General features: G+C 46.9%; 22 protein-coding genes. 19 read left to right on the forward strand and 3 right to left on the reverse strand.

From position 1 onward, the window contains the following. Positions 1-28: 28 nt before the first annotated feature. Positions 29-844: a bifunctional hydroxymethylpyrimidine kinase/phosphomethylpyrimidine kinase gene (locus BGM23_RS02590; protein WP_014665830.1), complete on the reverse strand. Its 816-nt coding sequence runs from the start codon at positions 842-844 to the stop codon at positions 29-31. A gap of 190 nt (positions 845-1,034) precedes the next feature. Here BGM23_RS02590 and BGM23_RS02595 point away from each other — a divergent pair, with 190 nt between their 5' ends. Together BGM23_RS02595 and BGM23_RS02600 are read left to right on the forward strand one after the other, a co-directional pair. After that, complete coding sequence (locus BGM23_RS02595; RefSeq protein ID WP_015250953.1) at positions 1,035-1,841, forward strand: glycosyltransferase family 2 protein; 807 nt, start codon at positions 1,035-1,037, stop codon at positions 1,839-1,841. 12 nt (positions 1,842-1,853) lie between these two features. Then, entirely contained in the window at positions 1,854-2,531 is a 678-nt protein-coding gene (locus BGM23_RS02600; protein ID WP_014478341.1) for a uracil-DNA glycosylase, read from the forward strand. Positions 2,532-2,555: 24 nt separating this feature from the next. Here the strand turns inward: BGM23_RS02600 and BGM23_RS02605 are convergent, their stop codons facing one another. Beyond that, positions 2,556-3,926, reverse strand: coding sequence for an aldehyde dehydrogenase (locus BGM23_RS02605; protein ID WP_046664008.1), 1,371 nt, complete (start codon positions 3,924-3,926; stop codon positions 2,556-2,558). A gap of 167 nt (positions 3,927-4,093) precedes the next feature. On the opposite strand from BGM23_RS02605, the gene BGM23_RS02610 reads away from it, so the two are divergent. The 3 genes from BGM23_RS02610 to BGM23_RS02620 all read left to right on the forward strand — a co-directional run bounded on the left by BGM23_RS02610 (position 4,094) and on the right by BGM23_RS02620 (position 6,186). Further along, positions 4,094-4,411: a YwdI family protein gene (locus BGM23_RS02610; RefSeq protein ID WP_003243806.1), complete on the forward strand. Its 318-nt coding sequence runs from the start codon at positions 4,094-4,096 to the stop codon at positions 4,409-4,411. 19 nt (positions 4,412-4,430) lie between these two features. Beyond that, entirely contained in the window at positions 4,431-5,753 is a 1,323-nt protein-coding gene (locus tag BGM23_RS02615; RefSeq protein ID WP_015384975.1) for a purine/pyrimidine permease, read from the forward strand. 61 nt (positions 5,754-5,814) lie between these two features. Continuing rightward, positions 5,815-6,186, forward strand: a complete 372-nt coding sequence (locus BGM23_RS02620; RefSeq protein WP_003227446.1) for a DUF423 domain-containing protein — start codon at positions 5,815-5,817, stop codon at positions 6,184-6,186. A 43-nt stretch (positions 6,187-6,229) separates the two neighbouring features. Here BGM23_RS02620 and gerQ read toward each other — a convergent pair whose 3' ends face one another. Beyond that, positions 6,230-6,775 (reverse strand): spore coat protein GerQ, encoded by a 546-nt coding sequence (gerQ, locus tag BGM23_RS02625; RefSeq protein ID WP_014481253.1) that lies wholly within the window; start codon positions 6,773-6,775, stop codon positions 6,230-6,232. Between the two features lie 319 nt (positions 6,776-7,094). Here gerQ and spsA point away from each other — a divergent pair, with 319 nt between their 5' ends. The 14 genes from spsA to pruA all read left to right on the forward strand — a co-directional run bounded on the left by spsA (position 7,095) and on the right by pruA (position 21,249). Beyond that, positions 7,095-7,865 (forward strand): spore coat dTDP-glycosyltransferase SpsA, encoded by a 771-nt coding sequence (spsA, locus tag BGM23_RS02635; RefSeq protein WP_015250957.1) that lies wholly within the window; start codon positions 7,095-7,097, stop codon positions 7,863-7,865. A 4-nt stretch (positions 7,866-7,869) separates the two neighbouring features. Then, positions 7,870-9,294, forward strand: a complete 1,425-nt coding sequence (locus BGM23_RS02640) for a CDP-glycerol glycerophosphotransferase family protein (RefSeq protein ID WP_029726213.1) — start codon at positions 7,870-7,872, stop codon at positions 9,292-9,294. Between the two features lie 20 nt (positions 9,295-9,314). Beyond that, on the forward strand, positions 9,315-10,484 hold the full coding sequence (locus BGM23_RS02645) for a DegT/DnrJ/EryC1/StrS family aminotransferase (RefSeq protein WP_014481249.1): 1,170 nt from the start codon (positions 9,315-9,317) through the stop codon (positions 10,482-10,484). Beyond that, the gene (locus BGM23_RS02650) at positions 10,485-11,354 is read left to right on the forward strand and encodes a GNAT family N-acetyltransferase (protein WP_029726214.1); all 870 of its coding nucleotides are present in this window, start codon (positions 10,485-10,487) and stop codon (positions 11,352-11,354) included. Further along, a complete protein-coding gene (locus BGM23_RS02655; RefSeq protein ID WP_029726215.1) occupies positions 11,354-12,475 on the forward strand; it encodes an N-acetylneuraminate synthase family protein in 1,122 nt (373 codons plus the stop codon). Before BGM23_RS02650 ends, BGM23_RS02655 begins: the two co-directional genes overlap by 1 nt. Beyond that, positions 12,468-13,190, forward strand: a complete 723-nt coding sequence (locus tag BGM23_RS02660) for a glycosyltransferase family protein (protein WP_029726216.1) — start codon at positions 12,468-12,470, stop codon at positions 13,188-13,190. The genes BGM23_RS02655 and BGM23_RS02660 overlap by 8 nt, the downstream gene beginning before the upstream one ends. Positions 13,191-13,192: 2 nt before the next feature. Further along, entirely contained in the window at positions 13,193-14,212 is a 1,020-nt protein-coding gene (locus tag BGM23_RS02665; protein WP_029726217.1) for a PseG/SpsG family protein, read from the forward strand. 24 nt (positions 14,213-14,236) lie between these two features. After that, a complete protein-coding gene (locus BGM23_RS02670; RefSeq protein ID WP_014478328.1) occupies positions 14,237-14,977 on the forward strand; it encodes a sugar phosphate nucleotidyltransferase in 741 nt (246 codons plus the stop codon). Continuing rightward, positions 14,977-15,924 carry a dTDP-glucose 4,6-dehydratase gene (gene rfbB / locus BGM23_RS02675; RefSeq protein ID WP_029726219.1) on the forward strand — a complete coding sequence of 316 codons (948 nt, stop codon included), beginning with the start codon at positions 14,977-14,979 and terminating at the stop codon, positions 15,922-15,924. The genes BGM23_RS02670 and rfbB overlap by 1 nt, the downstream gene beginning before the upstream one ends. 13 nt (positions 15,925-15,937) lie before the next feature. Beyond that, positions 15,938-16,789, forward strand: coding sequence for a dTDP-4-dehydrorhamnose reductase (gene rfbD, locus BGM23_RS02680; protein ID WP_015250965.1), 852 nt, complete (start codon positions 15,938-15,940; stop codon positions 16,787-16,789). Next, on the forward strand, positions 16,782-17,237 hold the full coding sequence (locus tag BGM23_RS02685; protein ID WP_003242881.1) for a dTDP-4-dehydrorhamnose 3,5-epimerase family protein: 456 nt from the start codon (positions 16,782-16,784) through the stop codon (positions 17,235-17,237). The genes rfbD and BGM23_RS02685 overlap by 8 nt, the downstream gene beginning before the upstream one ends. Positions 17,238-17,560: 323 nt before the next feature. Beyond that, on the forward strand, positions 17,561-18,025 hold the full coding sequence (bslB, locus tag BGM23_RS02690; protein ID WP_029726220.1) for a biofilm surface layer hydrophobin BslB: 465 nt from the start codon (positions 17,561-17,563) through the stop codon (positions 18,023-18,025). Positions 18,026-18,200: 175 nt separating this feature from the next. Further along, positions 18,201-19,475, forward strand: a complete 1,275-nt coding sequence (gene rocG / locus BGM23_RS02695) for a glutamate dehydrogenase (protein WP_003227482.1) — start codon at positions 18,201-18,203, stop codon at positions 19,473-19,475. 226 nt (positions 19,476-19,701) lie between these two features. Next, positions 19,702-21,249: an L-glutamate gamma-semialdehyde dehydrogenase gene (gene pruA, locus BGM23_RS02700; protein ID WP_029726222.1), complete on the forward strand. Its 1,548-nt coding sequence runs from the start codon at positions 19,702-19,704 to the stop codon at positions 21,247-21,249. Positions 21,250-21,274: the final 25 nt, after the last annotated feature.

Genomic DNA, 21,274 nt, shown 5'->3' on the forward strand with positions numbered 1-21,274 from the left:
TGCCTCTCTGTAAGGCAGCCCCTTTTGTTTATGATTGTTGATTCAGGCGCAGTGCAGAATGCTTCGTAGGACCAACATACTGGTTTAGCGGGAAGGATTCTTTAATAGCCGCTGTGATGAATTCTTTCGCTGCGTAAATGGCTTCTTTGACTTCCGCACCTTTGGCGAGCTCCGCTGTCACGGCTGCTGAGAATGTACAGCCTGCGCCATGTGTATAAGGCGTATCGATCATTTCGCTTTCAAGGACTTCTGCTGTTTCTCCGTCATAGAGAACATCAACGGCTTTCTCATGTTTGAGTTTGCCTCCGCCTGTAATGACGACATATTGAGCGCCGAGTGCGTGAATTTTTTTCGCGGCTTCGATCATATCGTCAACTGTTTTTAGTTCATCCATGCCGCTGAGCTGGCTGGCTTCAAACAAGTTGGGCGTAATGACAGTGGCTAGCGGAGCCAATTGCTCACGCAGGGCTTGGGCGTGCTCCGGATAAAGGACTTCATTAGCACCTTTGCAAACCATAACCGGGTCAATTACCACATTTTTTAATTGTTTTTCTTTGATCGTTTTTGCCGCAAGCTCGATAATGTCAACGGTTGGCAGCATTCCTGTTTTCATGGCGTCCACGCCGATGCCGTCCGTAATTGTTGCAAGCTGGGCGCGGATTGTATCAGTATCGATCGGGAATACCTGATGGTCCCAGCTGTTGTTTGGGTCCATCGCAACGATCACCGTTAAGGCGGTCATCCCGTATACGTTTTTTTCTTGAAATGTTTTTAAATCAGCTTGAATCCCAGCACCGCCGCTGGAATCTGAGCCGGCAATGGTGAGTGCTTTATGCATAGACATGTCTTGAACCTCCATCATGTTTTGTCTTTCATTATAGTTAGATTTTCTCTGTATCACAATATAGAAGGCTTAGCAAATCATCTGGTATTCTCAAGGTCTCCTTTCCTGTTTCAGTAGGATATTCCCACTGATCTCCCGTCCAATATATGTTTTAATAGTACATGACTATGAAAATGAGAAGGAGAGCATCATGAAGATTTCTATCGTAATTGTGACCTATAATCGGATTCCGGCTCTGTGTGAGCTTTTGGAGTCGATTTCCCGCCAGACCTTGAAGCCGTATGAAATTATTATTGTGAATGATGCCGGTGAATCGGTCGTGCCGGTCAAAGCACTGTATCCGGAGCTGCCGATTGCTGTCATCAATTTAGAAAAGAACTCGGGGCATGTGGCTGCGAGAAATGCCGGTGTAAAAGAGGCGTCTGGCGATTGCATTATGCTGTGTGATGACGATGATTTCTTTACGCCAGGGCATATCGAAAAAATGGCAAAGGAAATAGAAACGGCAGACTTCGTTCATTCTGATGCGGAAATAGTTTCGTTTGAAGAGAAAAACGGAACAAGGTATCCAGTGTCAAGGAAATTGTTTGCTTATACCGCTGACTATGAGGATATGAGAGTGTTTTCTACATACGTGCCGTCGGGCAGCATGTACAGACGTTTTCTGCATGATGAAATCGGGTATTTCGATGCTGATGTGCACAATTACTGGGATTGGGATTTTTATCTGCGCGCGGCCAAGGATTACCGGGTGAAGCGTGTCCCTTGCGCCAGCGTGATTTATGCCTTCAGTGACGCGGGAGACAATCAGTCTGCTGACCTTGGCGCCAAGCGGAAGCAATATTTGGATCGTTTAAGTGAAAAGCACGGACTCGGGGAGCTGCCGACGAAAAACTTTGCCGTCCTGCTTGAAGAGCCTGAGATGAAGAGGCGGGAAGCAAAAAGTGAAATGGTTTGGGATGGCGAGCCTGTCTATTCCAGACTTCATCGTTCGTAAGGGGGCCTAATCTTGAAACAGCTTTTACAAGACAGCTGGTGGAATCAGCTAAAGGAAGAGTTTGAGAAACCGTATTATCAAGAGCTCAGAGAAATGCTGAAGCGGGAATACGCGGAGCAAACGATTTATCCGGACAGCCGGGATATTTTCAACGCGCTGCATTATACATCATATGATGATGTCAAGGTCGTCATTTTGGGTCAAGATCCGTATCACGGGCCGGGACAGGCTCAAGGTTTAAGCTTCTCTGTCAAGCCCGGTGTAAAGCAGCCGCCTTCGTTAAAAAATATCTTTCTTGAGCTGCAGCAGGACATCGGGTGCAGCATCCCGAATCACGGGTCGCTGGTGAGCTGGGCAAAGCAAGGCGTTCTTTTGCTGAATACTGTGCTGACAGTAAGGCGCGGACAGGCGAATTCCCATAAGGGAAAAGGCTGGGAGCGACTGACGGACCGAATTATTGACGTGCTGAATGAAAGGGAGCGGCCGGTTATCTTTATTTTGTGGGGACGGCATGCTCAAATGAAAAAAGAACGGATCGACACGTCCAAGCATTTTATCATTGAATCGACGCATCCCAGCCCGTTTTCGGCGAGAAACGGATTTTTCGGGAGCAGACCGTTTTCCCGGGCGAATGCCTATTTGGAGAAAATGGGTGAGGCGCCGATTGATTGGTGTATTAAGGATTTGTAAAAAGCGCAGGTGATCTGCGCTTTTTTATTTGAGTATTTTTCGAATCATTCGCAGCCCGTTTTTGGAGGAAGGATAACGAAATGCGAAGTCGAAGCGGTTCGTTTGTTTGACGACGCTTTTTTTGTGCGTGAATGTGTTAAAACTGTCAAAGCCGTGATAGCTGCCGATGCCGCTTTCCCCGACGCCGCCGAATGGCAAATACGGCGTCGCCACATGCATTAACGTATCATTGACACAGCCCCCGCCAAACGACAGATTTCCTAAAACAGCGCGCTCAATTTCTTTGTTTGTGGTGAAGAGATATAGGGCGAGCGGCTTTGGGCGCGATTGGACTTTTTCAATGACTTCCCCGATATCACGGTATGTAAAGAGCGGAAGAATCGGCCCGAAAATCTCCTCCTGCATCACTGGAGAGTCATCCCTCACTTGTTCGAGAATGGTCGGCGCAATTTTGTGATGAGTGGGATCAGATTGTCCGCCTGTGAGCGGGATGCCATCATTCAGAAAGCTGAGCAGCCGCTGATAGTGGCGCTCACTGACGATTTTGCCGTACTGTGGATTCCGTTCAGGCTTAGGGCCGTAAAATTCTCTGATCGCACGCTTCATTTCTTCTGTGAGCTTCGTTTTGATGTCCTCGTGTACAAATAAATAATCCGGTGCGATGCAGGTTTGTCCCGCATTTGTAAATTTCCCGAAGACGATGCGTTTGGCGGCAAGCTGAATGTCAGCATCTTTATGGACGATGCAGGGGCTTTTGCCGCCGAGCTCCAAGGTTACGGGAATTAATTGTTTGGCGGCGGCCTCCATGACGATTTTTCCTACAGCTACACTGCCTGTAAAGAAAATGTAGTCAAAGGGCTGCTGTAATAATGCTGTGCTGACGTCGGGCCCGCCTTCTGCCATAGCGACATAATCGGTCGGAAAAACGCTGCTGATGAGTTCCGAAAGTGCAGCGGAAACAGCCGGCGTATATTCTGATGGCTTGAGAACGACCGTGTTCCCCGCCGCAATGGCTCCAATCAACGGAGAAAGCGCCAGTTGCAAGGGATAGTTCCAAGGCGCAATCACCAAAACGGTTCCATACGGCTCAGGAATGATGATGCTTTTGGAGCCTAGATGAGTCAGCGGCGTTTTGACTCGTTTCGGCTTGGACCATTTTCTCAGCCGTTTCATGACAAAGCTGATTTCCTCCAAGACGATTCCGATTTCTGTTGAGTATGCTTCTTGCTCGGATTTATGGAGATCCTGGTAGAGAGCGGCTATGAGATCGGCTTCATGAGTTCTGACGGCTTGTTTCAGCTTTCGCAAAATGTTCAGTCTCGATTCAAGCGGTCTCGTATGTCCCGCCGCAAAATAGGCTTTATGCTTGCTGATGATAGAGGGGATGCTGTTCATTCCGTTTCTCCTTTTTGTAATGTATGGTGATTTATTATGTGAAAAATCTCTTCTGCTTGTCAATCGCGCAAGGTTTGTCAGAAAAAATAACAAACTCATATCTGCGTTTACAGCAGGAATTTGATAAAATGCAGGAAGACAACATTTATTTTTTTGGAGGGTGCTTCATGAACATTCATATATCTGCATTAATTCAAAAGATGGAAGAGGAGCTGAAAAAAGCAAAAACAGCTGAACGGGATGAGGAGCTGAAGCGTTATGTAGCGGTTGTCCGTTCTCTGTGTGATGTCGTGCTTGATCAGCCGGAGAACGCGAGCGCGCCCCGCATACAGCCGAGCGTTACGCCAAGTCCCGCCGCGCCGCCATCGACAGACCAGCTGATGATGGAAAAAATGATGGGGAGCGCGGGATTAAACAAATATCGAAAGCAAGAAAAAGAGAAGCAGGAAGAGGATGGAAACGGAGAGTCTTTATTTGATTTTTAAAGAGAGAGGTTGAGCTTACGTGAAATTGGTTCTTGGCGCGCTGCAATGGACAGCGTTTATTATTGCTGCGGCGATTGTTGTTCCGGTGGCGGTTGCCCAGTCGTTTCATCTGGATCACTCAGATTCTGCAAGATTGATTCAAAGCACTTTTTTTGTACTGGGAATTGCCGCCGTCATTCAGTGTTTGAAAGGCCACAGACTGCCGATCAATGAAAGCCCAGCCGGCTTGTGGTGGGGAGTGTATACGATCTACGCAGGGCTGACGGGAACTGTGTTTGCGACATATGGAGACACACTGCGGGGGTTGCAGGGAGCTCTTCTTGTAAGCGCTGTATGTTTCTTTTTGTTAAGTGTTTTCAAGGTCATTGACAGACTTGCAAAATTGTTTACTCCGGTTGTAACGGGCGTCTATTTATTGCTTCTTGTCATGCAGCTGAGTCAGCCCATTATAAAAGGAATTCTCGGAATCGGTTATCGACAGGACGGGGTGGACGGTCTTGTATTTGGCCTGGCGCTTGTTGTGATCGCTGCCGCTTTTATAATGACAAATTCGAACATCATGTTTTTTAAGCAATATTCTATTTTATTAGCCTTGTTCGGCGGGTGGGTGCTGTTTGCGGCTGCCGGAGCGGCAAAGCCGATTGAAATGCCGGACCGGCTGTTTCAGCTGCCTTCCCTGTTTCCTTTTGGGACACCGTTATTTAACAGCGGCCTGATCATCACTTCTATTTTTATTACCATCTTGCTGATTGTGAATATGCTGGCGAGCATGAAGGTTGTGGACATCGCCGTGAAAAAATTCAGCAAACAGCCTGATGGAAAGCATCATGAACGCCATGCCGGTTTTGCCGCTTCATTCAGCCATCTGCTTAGCGGTTTGACGGGAGCTATTGCGCCTGTTCCGATTTCGGGAGCCGCGGGTTTTATTGAAACGACCAAAATGCCTTCTAAAAAACCGTTTATGCTCGGCAGTATTTTGGTTATCGTGATCAGCGTAATCCCGTTTTTTATGAATACGTTTGCGAGCCTGCCGTCACCCGTTGGATTTGCGGTGAATTTTGTTGTGTTCTCCGCAATGGGCGGTCTGGCCTTTGCCGAATTTGATTCGTATGAGAAAGAAGAATCAAAAAGGGTGCGGTCTATCATCGGCATCTCACTGCTGACAGGGGTCGGTATCATGTTTGTTCCTGAAACTGCGTTAAAGGGATTGCATCCGGTATTTATTTCTCTATTAAGCAACGGGCTCGTATTAGGGACGCTTGCTGCAATAGCAGCTGACCAGTTCCAGCTTTGGCGCAGGAGAAAATCCGACAATCTCGTGTCAACGGAGAACAAACATTGAATTTTGGTGCAGGTGCGATAAGATAAATGATATGAGTTTAACGAAAAGGCGGGAGAGATAGATGAAAGTTTTTATCATATTAGGGGCTATTAACGCCCTGCTTGCCGTGGGACTCGGAGCATTCGGCGCTCACGGATTAGAAGGGAAAATACCTGATAAATATCTTCAGGTTTGGCACACAGGCGTGCAGTATCATATGTATCACGCCCTTGGGTTATTCGTTGTCGCGTTTCTGGCTGATAAATTATCCGGCATAGGCAGTGTCACGACAGCCGGATGGCTGATGTTTGCGGGAATTGTACTGTTTTCCGGAAGCTTATATATTCTAAGTGTGACGCAAATCTCCATTCTTGGAGCGATCACCCCGCTCGGCGGTGTGGCGTTTATTATTTCTTGGATTATGATCGTTGTCGCAGCCGTCAAATATCTATAATCAAAAAAGCCAATCCTCATCATATGAGTGATTGGCTTTTTTCTTATCTTGGCGAATAGGACGCCATGGAATATGGATACGTATAAGCAATTTCTTCATCAAATGTAATGTAATCGAGGTAGATTGTCAGGAGCAGGTAGCGTGTTCCTGATTTCGGGTCGCTGATAATAATGTGATCCCGGCCCGCAGCTTCGATGACGCCGCGAAAAATCTTCGAGCCCCATTCCTTGCTGTTTTCAAATGTCATATAAATGGTGGCCGTTTTTCCCCGATTCAGGCGCAAAATATTCTCGATGTAAGATTCCTCAACAGGCAGCATGCCGGGAACGCTTTGGCCCGGTCCTGACGGTGTAGGCCCCGATGGAATTTGAAAACCGCCGCCCTGCTGCTGGCCCGGGAATCCAAATCCCTGCTGTCCTTGTTGTCCTTGCTGTCCCTGCTGCATTGGCATCATTGGCTGCATCCCCATTGGCTGCATTTGTGAGCCTTGGCCTTGCTGCGGGTACGGGTTGGCGCCAAACTGAGGCTGATACCCCTGCATATTATCAAATGCCTGCATTTGCTGATATTGATTTTTTTTCGGTTTCATATCGTTCCTCCTTTTTATGAAAACCATTCAAAACATGTTCTGGATGTATAGGTGAACGCTCCGCGATGACTCACCTCCGATGGAAAACGATCTTAGTCGCTGGTGCGATTTTTATCTCTTTCACCTTATGAGGCTGATGCTTGGATTATGCTGAAAAAGAACAGCGGACCGATCAGATTTCGCTCTAGGCAGCCGCTGTTTTTCAGAGACATACACAAACTTTTCGCATATTGGTTTGTATCCCTAGCGCAACTTGAGCATAAGCAACATAAGATAACGATAGTTTCAGGTGTGAAGTTCCAAGAAGGAGGTGTAGGATTTGCCTAAAGTATCAGTCATTATGACGAGCTATAACAAAAGCGATTATGTGGCAAAGTCCATTTCTAGCATACTCTCACAAACGTTTTCAGATTTTGAATTGTTTATTATGGATGACAACTCCAATGAAGAGACGCTGAATGTAATCCGTCCTTTTTTGAATGATAACCGAGTGCGTTTTTATCAAAGCGATATATCTGGAGTGAAGGAAAGAACAGAAAAAACGAGATACGCGGCACTGATCAATCAGGCGATTGAGATGGCGGAGGGTGAATATATCACCTATGCGACGGATGACAACATCTATATGCCGGACCGCCTCCTGAAAATGGTGCGGGAGCTCGATACCCATCCTGAAAAGGCTGTGATTTACTCAGCCTCCAAAACCTATCATTTAAACGAGAATCGCGACATTGTAAAAGAAACTGTCAGGCCTGCCGCTCAAGTGACATGGAACGCACCGTGCGCAATTGATCATTGCTCGGTGATGCACAGGTATTCGGTGCTTGAGAAGGTAAAGGAGAAGTTTGGCTCCTATTGGGATGAAAGCCCGGCGTTTTACCGTATAGGAGATGCCCGGTTCTTTTGGAGAGTCAATCATTTTTATCCGTTTTACCCACTGGATGAGGAGCTGGACCTGAATTATATTACCGACCAATCGATTCACTTTCAGCTGTTTGAATCAGAAAAAAATGAATTTGTCAGGAACCTTCCTCCGCAGCGAAATTGCCGAGAGCTGCGTGAATCATTAAAAAAGCTTGGAATGGGGTGAGAGCTTGTCGGCCTATTTAAGCAATTATTGGGTGCTGTACCGGAAGTACGTGGAGCTTTTTGACAAACTTCGCTACAAAGGGATTCCGCTTGGGCTTATCAGTAATTTTTATCAATACATCAGCCCTGAGCTGAGGGTGATGATGGAAGAAGAACCGGAATTATTCGGATCGGTGGATCAGCATATCGATGAGGGACAGATTCAGCCGTTTTTTGAAGGAAGAATCCAAAAAATCGTTAAAACAAATGACAAACCTGTTAAAGGGAAAGTCATTTTGCACTTTGATTACCTGCGTTTTTCAAACGAAAATTACTATCAATTTGATCCTGAAAAAACGGCTGTTTTGGCCAGATGGAGTTTGCCGCATTATTGTGATCTGCCTGTAATTAGCAAGCGGGAGATTGCGGATTCATGCCAAAAAGGCGATTCGAAGCAGTATCTCGAAACAGCCTGTTCGCTTCTCGCCCCTTATGATGATCACCCGGCATTTGGTGATCAAGCGTTTCGCGACCGGCTTTTCAAAGATATTCCTTTATTTATAGAGGCCATTGATACAGTTGATGCGCTGTTTGAGCAGGAAAAGATTTCAGCTGTTATTGTCGGAACGGCAGAAGACATTTACAGCAGGGTGCTCGCTCTCATGTGTCAAAGAAAAGGGGCCGTCAGCATTTGTCTTCAGCATGGCGCATTGATGGGAGATGAAGCCTTCATTCCTGTTTTTACAACCTATCAAGCTGTTTTTGGTGCGTATGAAGCAGAGTGGTTCATACGAAAAGGCTGTAAACCCGAGCAGATTCTCGTAACGGGACATCCCCGCTTCGATCAGATTTTTAACAGAACGCCTATGGATATGTCCATATTCTATCGAAAACTTGCTTTTCAGCCGACTAAAAAAATTGTGCTCATTGCCACTCAGCCCTTTTCAGAAGATTTTTATTCGGGTGTGCTCCAGGGGCTTTCTAATCAGAAGCAGCTGCAAATCATTATCAAACCCCACCCGTGGGAAATCGGAAAAAACAAGCTTGATCTGTATCACGAGGCGGCGAAAAAACATAAAGCATGCAGAGTCATCAAAAAGGAGCTGGAGCTTTATGATTTGCTGCCGTATGCTGATGCCGCAGTGACGCAGACCTCGACAGTCGGTCTTGAAGCCATGCTGTTTCAAAAGCCTGTGCTGATCGGAAAATCGTCCGGAAATCGCTCGTATCCGTATTATGAGTCTCTTGGCGATTTTATGTTTGACCAGCCGGATGAACTGGTGCACACCTTGGTTGAGGTTCTTCGAAGTCCCGACGTGCATCAAAAAGCAGAAGAGGCGCGCCTGGCATTCATAGCGGCTAATTATCCGGTGGCAGAATCAACAAATGCTTTATTTGCGGAACTGAAAGCCAAAACAGGGGTTGATTACAGGCGGGAAGATACTGAATAAAATGATAGGAGCGCAAAGAAATGGTGCAAAAGAGAAATCATTTTCTCCCTTACTCATTGCCGTTAATCGGTAAGGAAGAAATTCAGGAGGTTACAGAAACGCTTGAATCGGGATGGCTCTCTAAAGGCCCGAAGGTTCAGCAGTTTGAAAAAGAGTTTGCCGCGTTTGTCGGGGCGAAGCACGCCGTGGCGGTAAATTCATGTACCGCAGCTTTATTTTTGGCTTTGAAAGCAAAAGGGATCGGGCCCGGGGACGAGGTCATTACCTCTCCGCTTACGTTCAGCTCGACTGCCAATACGATTATTCATACGGGAGCGACGCCTGTGTTTGCGGATATTGACCAAAACACGCTCAATATTGACCCGGTAAAGCTTGAGGCGGCCGTCACACCGCGAACGAAAGCAGTTGTGCCCGTCCACTTTGGCGGGCAGTCCTGCGATATGGATGCAATATTGGCTATTGCCCAAAATCATGGTTTATTCGTGCTGGAGGATGCGGCACATGCGGTATATACGACTTATAAGCAAAGAATGATCGGTTCTATCGGGGATGCAACGGCATTCAGCTTTTACGCCACCAAAAACCTCGCGACAGGGGAAGGCGGCATGCTGACGACTGATGATGAGGAGCTTGCCGATAAGATCCGGGTGCTAAGCCTTCACGGCATGAGTAAAGCCGCATGGAACCGTTATTCTTCAAATGGCAGCTGGTACTATGAAGTCGAATCGCCCGGCTATAAGATGAATATGTTTGATTTGCAGGCGGCCCTCGGACTTCATCAGCTGAAACGGCTGGATGATATGCAGAAACGGAGAGAAGAGATTGCCGGCCGCTATCAAACCGCTTTTCAGCAGATTCCGGGACTGATCACGCCGTTTGTCCATGATGACGGCAGGCACGCCTGGCATCTATATGTTCTGCAAGTTGATGAAAAAAAGGCCGGGGTTACGCGCAGCGAAATGATTACGGCTTTAAAGGATAAATACAATATCGGCACTAGCGTTCATTTTATTCCAGTACACATTCATCCGTATTATCAAAAGCAATTTGGATATAAGGAAGCGGACTTTCCGAATGCCATGAATTACTATAAACGAACCCTTTCTCTCCCGCTCTATCCATCAATGTCTGACGACGATGTAGATGATGTCATTGAAGCTGTGCGGGATATCGTAAAAGGGGCTGATTAAGTGTATACGGTAAAAGAAAATGTCTCCAAAGAGGCAATTGAGGAATTTCTCCAAAGCAGAAAGCTTACACTGGATGTTCCGTATCAATTTTCCCTCGGCCTTTTTGAAAACAGCAGGCTCCAAGGCGTATTGCTTTACGAAGATTCTTTGTGGGAAAGCAAGGTGCTTCAGAAGAAAGTCATGAACGTCAAACTTCTTGCGGCAAATAGTACCGGGCAGCTAAAGAGGCTGTTTGAAGCTTTTTATACTGTACGCCAAATGGATGAAACGGATTTTATCTTTGTCCGTGTTCCGGCTGAAGATATCGGAGCCGCGCATGTGATACAGCAGCAGCCATCCTCTTACTTTGTCGGGAGTTTGCTGAAGCTGGCGATGCCTCCGTCTTTTTATGACAAAACACCGCCATTTTTTGAACTGGGACCGCCTGAGCCCGGAGACACAGAAGCGATATGTGAGCTGGCCCGAGACTCGTTTACAAAAAGCAGATATTTTCAGGATCCTCATCTCAGCCGCGATGCAGCAAACAAAATATTTCAGGAGTGGACACGAAACAATCTGAATGGAAGGGCGGCGGTCAATATTGTCGCTAAACACAATGGCGAGGTCATCGGCTATCTTCAGGGCTTATCAAGAGATGATGAGTGCATTCTCGATTTGATGGCTGTAAAGCCGGGATTTGAAGGGAAACGTATTGCGTTTCATTTATTGGCGAATCTCATAGAACAACCGGAGACCCAGAAGCATAGAACGGTAACAGCGGGGACGCAGCTTCACAATGTAAGGGCGATCCGCCTTTATGAACGAATGGGCTTCACCGCTGAACAATCGTATTACTATTATCATATTTGGCCGGGCAAGGAGGCGAGATAATGGCAGCGTTTCAGATCGCGAATAAAACTGTAGGCAAAGACGCTCCTGTTTTTATTATTGCTGAGGCGGGGATTAATCATGACGGGAAGCTTGATCAGGCTTTTGCGCTGATAGACGCCGCGGCGGAAGCGGGAGCGGATGCCGTGAAATTTCAAATGTTCCAAGCTGATAGGATGTACCAGAAAGATCCTGGTTTGTACAAGACGGCAGCGGGCAAGGACGTCTCTATTTTTTCTTTGGTTCAATCTATGGAAATGCCTGCTGAGTGGATTTTACCGCTATTGGATTACTGCCGCGAAAAGCAGGTGATCTTTTTAAGTACGGTATGTGACGAGGGGTCAGCTGATCTGCTTCAGTCTACCTCGCCGAGCGCTTTTAAAATCGCATCCTATGAAATTAACCATCTCCCGCTGCTCAAATATGTCGCCCGGCTGAACAGGCCGATGATTTTCTCGACAGCCGGAGCTGAAATCTCTGATGTTCACGAAGCTTGGCGCACCATCAGGGCAGAGGGAAACAATCAAATTGCAATAATGCATTGTGTGGCGAAATACCCAGCACCGCCGGAGTACAGCAACCTCAGCGTCATTCCGATGCTTGCCGCCGCTTTTCCTGAGGCGGTAATCGGCTTCTCCGATCATAGCGAGCATCCGACAGAAGCGCCATGTGCCGCGGTTCGGCTCGGAGCAAAACTGATAGAAAAGCATTTTACGATCGATAAAGATCTGCCGGGTGCCGACCACTCGTTTGCATTAAATCCGGATGAATTGAAAGAAATGGTCGATGGTATCAGGAAAACGGAAGCTGAGCTGAAACAGGGGATCACAAAGCCGGTCTCTGAAAAACTGCTTGGCAGTTCATACAAAACAACGACCGCCATCGAAGGAGAAATCAGAAATTTTGCATATAGAGGCATTTTTACAACAGCTCCGATTCAAAAAGGTGAAGCCTTTAGTGAAGACAATATCGCAGTGCTTCGGCCCGGACAAAAGCCGCAGGGGCTGCACCCGAGATTTTTTGAACTGCTGACCAGCGGTGTTCGGGCTGTAAGAGACATTCCGGCCGACACAGGCATTATCTGGGATGACATTTTACTGAAGGACAGCCCGTTTCATGAATGATATTCTCTTTATCATTCAGGCAAGAATGGGTTCAACAAGGCTTCCGGGAAAAGTGCTTCGGCCGCTCGGATCGAATCGTTTACTTGACATTCTCGTTCACCGTGTCCGGAAAAGCGCGTTTTACCAAAAGGATCGGGATAATCTTGTCATCGCCACGTCTGACAAAGAAACTGACGACATATTAGAGGCGCACTGTATCAAACAAGGCTTTCGTGTTTTCCGCGGGAGCGAAGAACGTGTCCTCGATAGGTTTGTGAAGGTCATAGAAGCTGTTAAACCGTCAGTCATCATCCGGTTAACGGGTGATAATCCGTTTGTCGATCCGGAGCTGCTCGATGTAATGATTAAGGCGCATTTTGATCAAGGGTCGGATTATACGTATATCCTGAATGCCCCATTAGGGATTTGCGGCGAAGTGGTCAACGCCAACCTGTTAATTGACATCAGCCGTATTCAGGATTTGGAGGATCAATATCAGGAGCATGTCACGTTATATATAAGGAATCATCCAGCTCTTTATCGTGTTCAGTTTTTAGAGGCGCCGGAACGATTTCGCGCCCCTCAATATCGGCTGACTATTGATACAAAGGAAGACTATGAATCGATAAAGGCCCTCTATCAAAAAGCAGGCGAGCGCCCCGATGTATCCGCCTCAGAGCTTATCACCCTTCTGAACCGGAATCCCGATGCGGCAATCGAACGAGAGGCTGACTAGCCATGCATGTTGGGATCTTCGCAGACGGCGGCTATGAAAAGGGAATGGGCCATGTTGTCCGGATGAAGAGGCTTGCGGAGGGGCTCAAACAGCGATGCTTGATTACGTTTTATACGAATCAGGAGTCTGAAGCGTTTCTTCATGAAGAGCATTGGCGTGTCATCGTAAAGCCGGAGCTGCAGCAGCACGAATTTATTCTCCGGGAAATAAAAAGCAAGAAGCTTGATTTGCTTTTGTTTGATATTCTAGGCGCGCCTGCAGAGCTGTTAAAGAAAATAAAGACGGAGACAGATGCGAAAATTGTTCTTTTTGAAGAGAAAAACGGTAAATCAATTCAATATAGTGACGCAGTCATTAACGGAATTTACGGTGACATCAGAAGCAGGGTGTACGTTCAGGGAAACACACGCATCTATGAAGGTCCGGACTATCTTATTCTTCACCCCGCCTTTCAGGCCGCAAGAGAGGATTACACACTTAAGAAAGACTGCCGCAATATCCTTGTTGCATTAGGAGGAAGTGATCCGAAGCAGCTTATTTTTAAAGTGCTGGCTGCCGCTGATCAAGTCCCCGACATAAAAGACAAAAACATAATGTTTGTGATGGGGAGCGCTTCACCGCATCAAGAGGCAGTCCGAAGGCGGATCGAAAAGAAGCCGCAGTACAAGATGATCGAACAGACAAATGATATGGCAGGTTTGATGAAACAAGCGGACGCAGCCATTGTCGCTGGCGGCATCTCTCTATATGAAGCCATTTGCATCGGCGTGCCGTGCCTTGTTCTTTCTCAGGTTGAGCATCAAACGGCTACAGCCAAAACATTTGCTGACCAAGGCGCCGCTCTTGATCTTGGCTTAGGTGAGCTTGTACCGGATGAAACACTCATCTATCAGATGTCGCGCATTATGAACAGCTATCCTCTTCGCCTTTCTTTGCACAAGGGAGGAAGGCCGCTCGTGGATGGCAAAGGCATTATGCGGGTAACAGCTATTCTTCAAGAATTATATGAACAAGAGATATAAAAATGCATGTAAGGAAGTGTTAATGTGAAAGGTGTTATTTTAGCCGGAGGAAACGGCTCACGCCTTATGCCCTTAACGAAAGCCGTCAACAAGCATTTGCTTCCTGTAGGCCCGTATCCGATGATATACTGGTCGATTATGAAGCTGGAGGAAGCCGGAATAAAAGACATTTTACTCATCAGCCAAAAGGAGCATATGCCGCAATTTTACAAACTGCTTGGGAACGGGGAAGAGCTTGGCGTTACTATCACTTATCAAGTACAGCCGGCAGCATCGGGCATTTCGGATGGGCTGTCTTATGCAAAGCGCTTTACGAAAAAAGAGTCTTTCATTTTATTATTAGGTGATAATATATTTGAAGATTCATTAAAGCCTTATACAGAACGCTTTGAACAGCAGGGGAAAGGAGCAAAAGTGCTTCTGAAAGAAGTTGATGACCCGGAACGTTTCGGGATTGCTGAGATTGATGAGAAAAACAAGCGGATTCGTTCCATCATCGAAAAGCCCGAACAGCCACCGACCAACCTTTGTGTTACCGGCATTTATATGTATGATGCAGAGGTGTTTTCATATATTGAACAAATATCACCATCAAAGCGCGGCGAGCTGGAAATCACCGATGTGAATAATCTATACATCGAAAACAGCCAGCTTACGTATGATGTGTTATCAGGCTGGTGGGTAGATGCCGGAACTCACGAATCGCTTTATCTCGCTTCCCAGCTTGTACACCAGGCTCTACGGAAAGGACAGGACGAAAAGTGATGGCAAAATCATATTTAATTACAGGCGGGGCCGGCTTCATCGGGCTCACGTTTACAAAGCTCATGCTGAGGGAAACGGATGCGCGCATTACCGTTTTAGATAAACTGACGTACGCCAGCCACCCGGAGGAAATGGAAAAATTACAGCAAAACAGCCGTTTTCGCTTTGTAAAAGGGGACATCAGCGTTCAGGAGGATATCGACCGGGCGTTTGACGAGACCTACGACGGCGTCATTCACTTCGCAGCAGAATCGCATGTGGACAGAAGCATTTCCCAAGCGGAGCCGTTTATCACCACAAATGTCATGGGGACATACCGATTGGCGGAAGCGGTCTTGAAAGGAAAAGCCAAGAAGCTGATTCATATTTCAACAGATGAGGTATACGGGGATTTAAAAGCGGATGATCCCGCGTTTACAGAAACGACGCCGCTTTCTCCTAATAACCCATACTCAGCCAGCAAAGCAAGCTCTGATTTGCTCGTGTTGTCTTATGTGAAAACCCACAAGCTTCCGGCCATCATTACACGATGCAGCAACAATTACGGACCTTATCAGCACAGCGAAAAAATGATTCCGACGATTATCCGTCATGCGAAGCAGGGCCTGCCTGTTCCGCTGTATGGCGATGGACTCCAGATCCGAGACTGGCTGTTTGCGGAGGATCATTGCCGCGCGATCAAGCTGATTTTAGAAAAAGGGACCGACGGCGAGGTGTATAACATCGGCGGCGGAAATGAACGCACGAATAAAGAGCTGGCGAGTGCCATTTTGAAGCATCTGGGCTGTGAGGAATTGTTCGCCCACGTGGAAGACCGAAAAGGGCATGACCGGCGCTATGCGATCAATGCATCTAAGCTGAAAAATGAACTGGGCTGGCGGCAGGAAGTGACGTTTGAAGAAGGCATTGCGCGTACGATTCAGTGGTATACAGACAATGACCGATGAGAAGGTGATCTGATTGACAAAGGTATTGGTGACTGGGGCGGGAGGACAGCTTGGCTTGGAACTATGCCGCCAGCTGAAGCAAGCCGGATATGAGGTCATTGCGTTAACAAAGAAGATGATGAACATTGCTGACCAGCGCTCAGTACGGCATTCGTTTGGCCATTATCAGCCGGATATCGTGGTCAATAGCGCCGCGTTTACGTCGGTTGATCAATGCGAGAAAGAGCTTGATAAAGCGTACTTGATTAACGGAATCGGCGCTTATTATACAGCGCTTGAGTCAACCCGCATCGGAGCTCAATATGTTCATATCAGCACGGACTATGTATTCAATGGGAAAGGAACCCAGCCATATAGGGAAGACGATCCCCTCGATCCGAAAACCATTTATGGCAAAAGCAAAAGGCTCGGAGAAGAACTGATACGATTAACGACAAAAGACAGCACGATCATCAGAACATCGTGGGTGTACGGACATGGCGGCAGTAATTTCGTTGAAACCATGCTGAAGCTTGCTGAAACGAAACAAGAGCTTCGGGTTGTCAGCGATCAAATTGGTTCGCCGACTTATACGAAGGATTTAGCAGAAGCGGTCATCAAACTGTTCAGCCATCCGCCGGGCATCTATCATGTCAGCAATTCAGGCATATGCAGCTGGTATGAGTTTGCGACGGCAATTATGGAAGAAAGCGGGCTGGAAACAGCCATTTTGCCTGTAACGACAGAGGAATACGGGAACAAAACGCCCCGTCCGGCATACTCTGTGCTGAGCCATCGGGCTATTGAAGAAGCCGGCATCCGCCCCCGCCACTGGCGGGAAGCGTTACGAGAGTATTTGCAGGAAAGGAGCAGTGCGTGTGATTGATGGAGTCAAGGTGAAAAAATTGATGAAGCATAGCGATGACAGAGGCTTTTTTGCTGAGCTGGTCCGGGACGATGAGAACCTCCTTGAGCATTTTGGGCAGGCCTCTTGGTCGAAAAGCTATCCGGGTGTGATTAAGGCATTTCATTATCATGAGAAGCAGGATGATCTCTGGTTCTTCCCAACCGGCCACGCTCAGGTTGTCCTATACGATCTTCGAGAGGATTCAAAGACAAAAGGAGAAACGGACGTCTATTATATGGGCGAAGACAACCCGATGCTGTTATTAATCCCAAAAGGGGTGGCTCACGGATATAGAGTGCTGGGAGAGACGCCGCTGACAATTATCTATTTTACCACCATGTCGTATAACCCGGATCAGCCTGATGAAAAAAGAATTCCGTGGGATGATGAGACGATCGGTTTTAACTGGAACACTGAATTCAGATAAAAATAGGAACGTGATCAATCGAAGAGCAGAGGCATCTTCGACTTTTTTTGCCCTTTTTTAAAATAGGATAAAAGATAGAAAATGTCAGGCAGATGTTACTAGAAAAAGAGAGGGGAATCGTCCATTTGAACCTTGTATAAACAGGAAGGAATTCTCATTGAATTCCAAGTGTTAATATTCCTTAAAAAACATTTACTTCCATGGAAAATGATGATAGATTAATTTTTAAGAAAAAGAACTGGTAATTCGCGAATTATGAAAAAGCGCTTTTTCTGCAGAGGACGCTCTGGCCAAATTTCAACAATCAATTAGGGGGAAATGTCATGCTAAAAAGAACTTCATTCGTATCTTCATTATTCATCTGTTCAGCTGTTTTACTATCAATCTTACTTCCTTCGGGCCAAGCTCATGCACAGTCTGCATCAATCGAGGCAAAAACAATTAACAGCACAAAAGAGTGGACCACTTCTGATATTGAAGTGACATATAAACCAAATGCGGTGCTTTCTCTCGGAGCGGTAGAATTTCAATTTCCTGACGGGTTTCATGCTACGACAAGAGATTCAGTGAATGGAAGAACACTGAAAGAAACACAGATTTTAAACGATGGAAAAACAGTCAGACTCCCGCTTACGCTTGATTTGTTAGGCGCATCCGAATTTGACCTCGTCATGGTGCGCAAAACCCTTCCGCGCGCAGGCACTTACACGATTAAAGGCGATGTAGTAAACGGTTTGGGAATCGGCAGTTTTTATGCTGAAACGCAGCTGGTGATTGATCCCCGTTAATCGATAGATTTGTAGTCAGAGACTGAGATGTTTTCAGTCTCTTTTTTGTGGATTCAAAAGCTGGTACGGATCTTGCATGATGATAAGGGTGAATCCAATGAAGAAAGGAATTGGCGGGCCGATTTTTTAAAGCGCTTACATTACGGCCGGCCAAAAAAACAATGAGGTGAAAAAGATGTCAGCAAAGCAAGTCTCGAAAGATGAAGAAAAAGAAGCTCTTAACTTATTTCTGTCTACCCAAACAATCATTAAGGAAGCCCTTCGGAAGCTGGGTTATCCGGGAGATATGTATGAACTCATGAAAGAGCCGCAGAGAATGCTCACTGTCCGCATTCCGGTCAAAATGGACAATGGGAGCGTCAAAGTGTTCACAGGCTACCGGTCACAGCACAATGATGCTGTCGGTCCGACAAAGGGGGGCGTTCGCTTCCATCCAGAAGTTAATGAAGAGGAAGTAAAGGCATTATCCATTTGGATGACGCTCAAATGCGGGATTGCCAATCTTCCTTACGGCGGCGGGAAGGGCGGTATTATTTGTGATCCGCGGACAATGTCATTTGGAGAACTGGAAAGGCTGAGCAGGGGATATGTCCGTGCCATCAGCCAGATCGTCGGTCCGACAAAGGATATTCCAGCTCCAGATGTATACACAAATTCGCAGATTATGGCGTGGATGATGGATGAGTACAGCCGGCTGCGGGAATTCGATTCTCCGGGCTTTATTACAGGTAAACCGCTTGTTTTGGGAGGATCGCAAGGACGGGAAACGGCGACGGCACAGGGCGTCACGATTTGTATTGAAGAGGCGGTGAAGAAAAAAGGGATCAAGCTGCAAAACGCGCGCATCATCATACAGGGCTTTGGAAACGCGGGTAGCTTCCTGGCCAAATTCATGCACGATGCGGGCGCGAAGGTGATCGGGATTTCTGATGCCAATGGCGGGCTCTACAACCCGGACGGCCTTGATATTCCTTATTTGCTCGATAAACGGGACAGCTTCGGTATGGTCACCAACTTATTTACTGACGTCATCACAAATGAGGAGCTGCTTGAAAAGGATTGCGATATTTTAGTGCCTGCTGCGATCTCCAATCAAATCACAGCCAAAAACGCACATAACATTCAGGCGTCAATCGTCGTTGAAGCGGCGAACGGCCCGACAACCATTGATGCCACTAAGATCCTGAATGAAAGAGGCGTGCTGCTTGTGCCGGATATCCTGGCGAGTGCCGGCGGCGTCACGGTTTCTTATTTTGAATGGGTGCAAAACAACCAAGGATATTATTGGTCGGAAGAAGAGGTTGCAGAAAAATTGAGAAGCGTCATGGTCAGCTCGTTCGAAACAATTTATCAGACAGCGGCAACACATAAAGTGGATATGCGTTTGGCGGCTTACATGACGGGCATCAGAAAATCGGCAGAAGCATCGCGTTTCCGCGGATGGGTGTAATTTGAGAAGCCTCCGCAAAATAATTTTGCATTTGTTTTTTGCGTAAAGAGCAAAAATCGCAAAATAAATTTGCGTTCAAGATCGGAAAAAGAGAAAGGTGATCACCTGTTAGACAAATTTCTGTTCGATTCAACAAGTTTTTTCAGCAAAAGACAAGAAAATGGCATGATTCTTGCATTTTTATTCATATGCGAAGATATATTTCATAACACGAGGGGGACTACATATGACAGTCACATACGCGCACGAACCATTTACCGATTTTACGGAAGCAAAGAATAAAACTGCATTTGGGGAGTCATTGGCCTTTGTAAACACTCAGCTCGGCAAGCATTATCCGCTTGTCATAAATGGAGAAAAAATTGAAACGGACCGCAAAATCATTTCCATTAACCCGGCAAATAAAGAAGAGATCATTGGGTACGCGTCTACAGCGGATCAAGTGCTTGCTGAAAAAGCGATGCAAGCCGCATTGCAGGCATTTGATTCCTGGAAAAAACAAAGACCGGAGCACCGCGCGAATATTCTCTTTAAGGCAGCGGCTATTTTGCGCAGAAGAAAGCATGAATTTTCAAGCTATCTTGTGAAGGAAGCGGGAAAACCGTGGAAGGAAGCGGATGCGGACACGGCTGAAGCGATAGACTTTTTAGAGTTCTATGCGCGCCAAATGTTAAAGCTCAAGGAAGGGGCTCCGGTGAAGAGCCGTGCTGGCGAGTTCAATCAATATCATTACGAAGCGCTTGGTGTCGGCATCGTCATTTCTCCATTTAACTTCCCGCTCGCGATTATGGCGGGAACAGCGGCGGCAGCGATTGTGACAGGAAATACGATTCTCTTAAAACCGGCTGACGCAGCCCCGGTAGTGGCAGCAAAATTTGTCGAGGTCATGGAGGAAGCGGGTCTGCCAAACGGCGTTCTGAATTACATTCCGGGAGATGGAGCGGAGATCGGTGACTTCTTAGTTGAGCATCCGAAAACACGGTTTGTCTCATTTACAGGTTCCCGTGCAGTCGGCTGCCGGATTTATGAGCGAGCCGCCAAAGTGCAGCCGGGCCAAAAATGGCTCAAACGGGTAATTGCTGAGATGGGCGGAAAAGACACAGTGCTTGTCGACAAGGACGCTGATCTTGACCTTGCTGCATCCTCTATCGTGTACTCAGCATTTGGATATTCAGGACAGAAGTGTTCTGCGGGCTCCCGCGCGGTCATCCATCAGGATGTGTATGATGATGTGGTGGAAAAAGCTGTGGCGCTGACCAAAACGCTGACTGTCGGCAATCCAGAAGATCCTGATACGTATATGGGTCCCGTGATTCATGAAGCATCCTACAACAAAGTGATGAAATACATTGAAATCGGCAAATCTGAAGGCAAGCTATTGGCCGGCGGAGAAGGCGATGATTCAAAAGGCTACTTTATTCAGCCGACGATCTTTGCAGATGTTGATGAAAACGCCCGCTTGATGCAGGAAGAAATTTTCGGCCCGGTTGTTGCGATTTGCAAAGCGCGTGATTTCGATCATATGCTGGAGATTGCCAATAACACGGAATACGGATTAACAGGTGCGCTTCTGACGAAAAACCGTGCGCACATTGAACGGGCGCGCGAGGATTTCCATGTCGGAAACCTATATTTTAACAGGGGATGTACCGGAGCAATTGTCGGCTATCAGCCGTTCGGCGGTTTTAATATGTCAGGAACAGACTCAAAAGCAGGCGGTCCCGATTACTTAATTCTTCATATGCAAGCCAAAACAACGTCCGAAGCTTTTTGATTTGAGAGAAATAAAATCGTGCGAT

The sequence above is a fragment of the Bacillus sp. FJAT-14266 genome, from assembly GCF_001719225.1.
Taxonomy (GTDB): Bacteria; Bacillota; Bacilli; order Bacillales; family Bacillaceae; genus Bacillus; species Bacillus subtilis.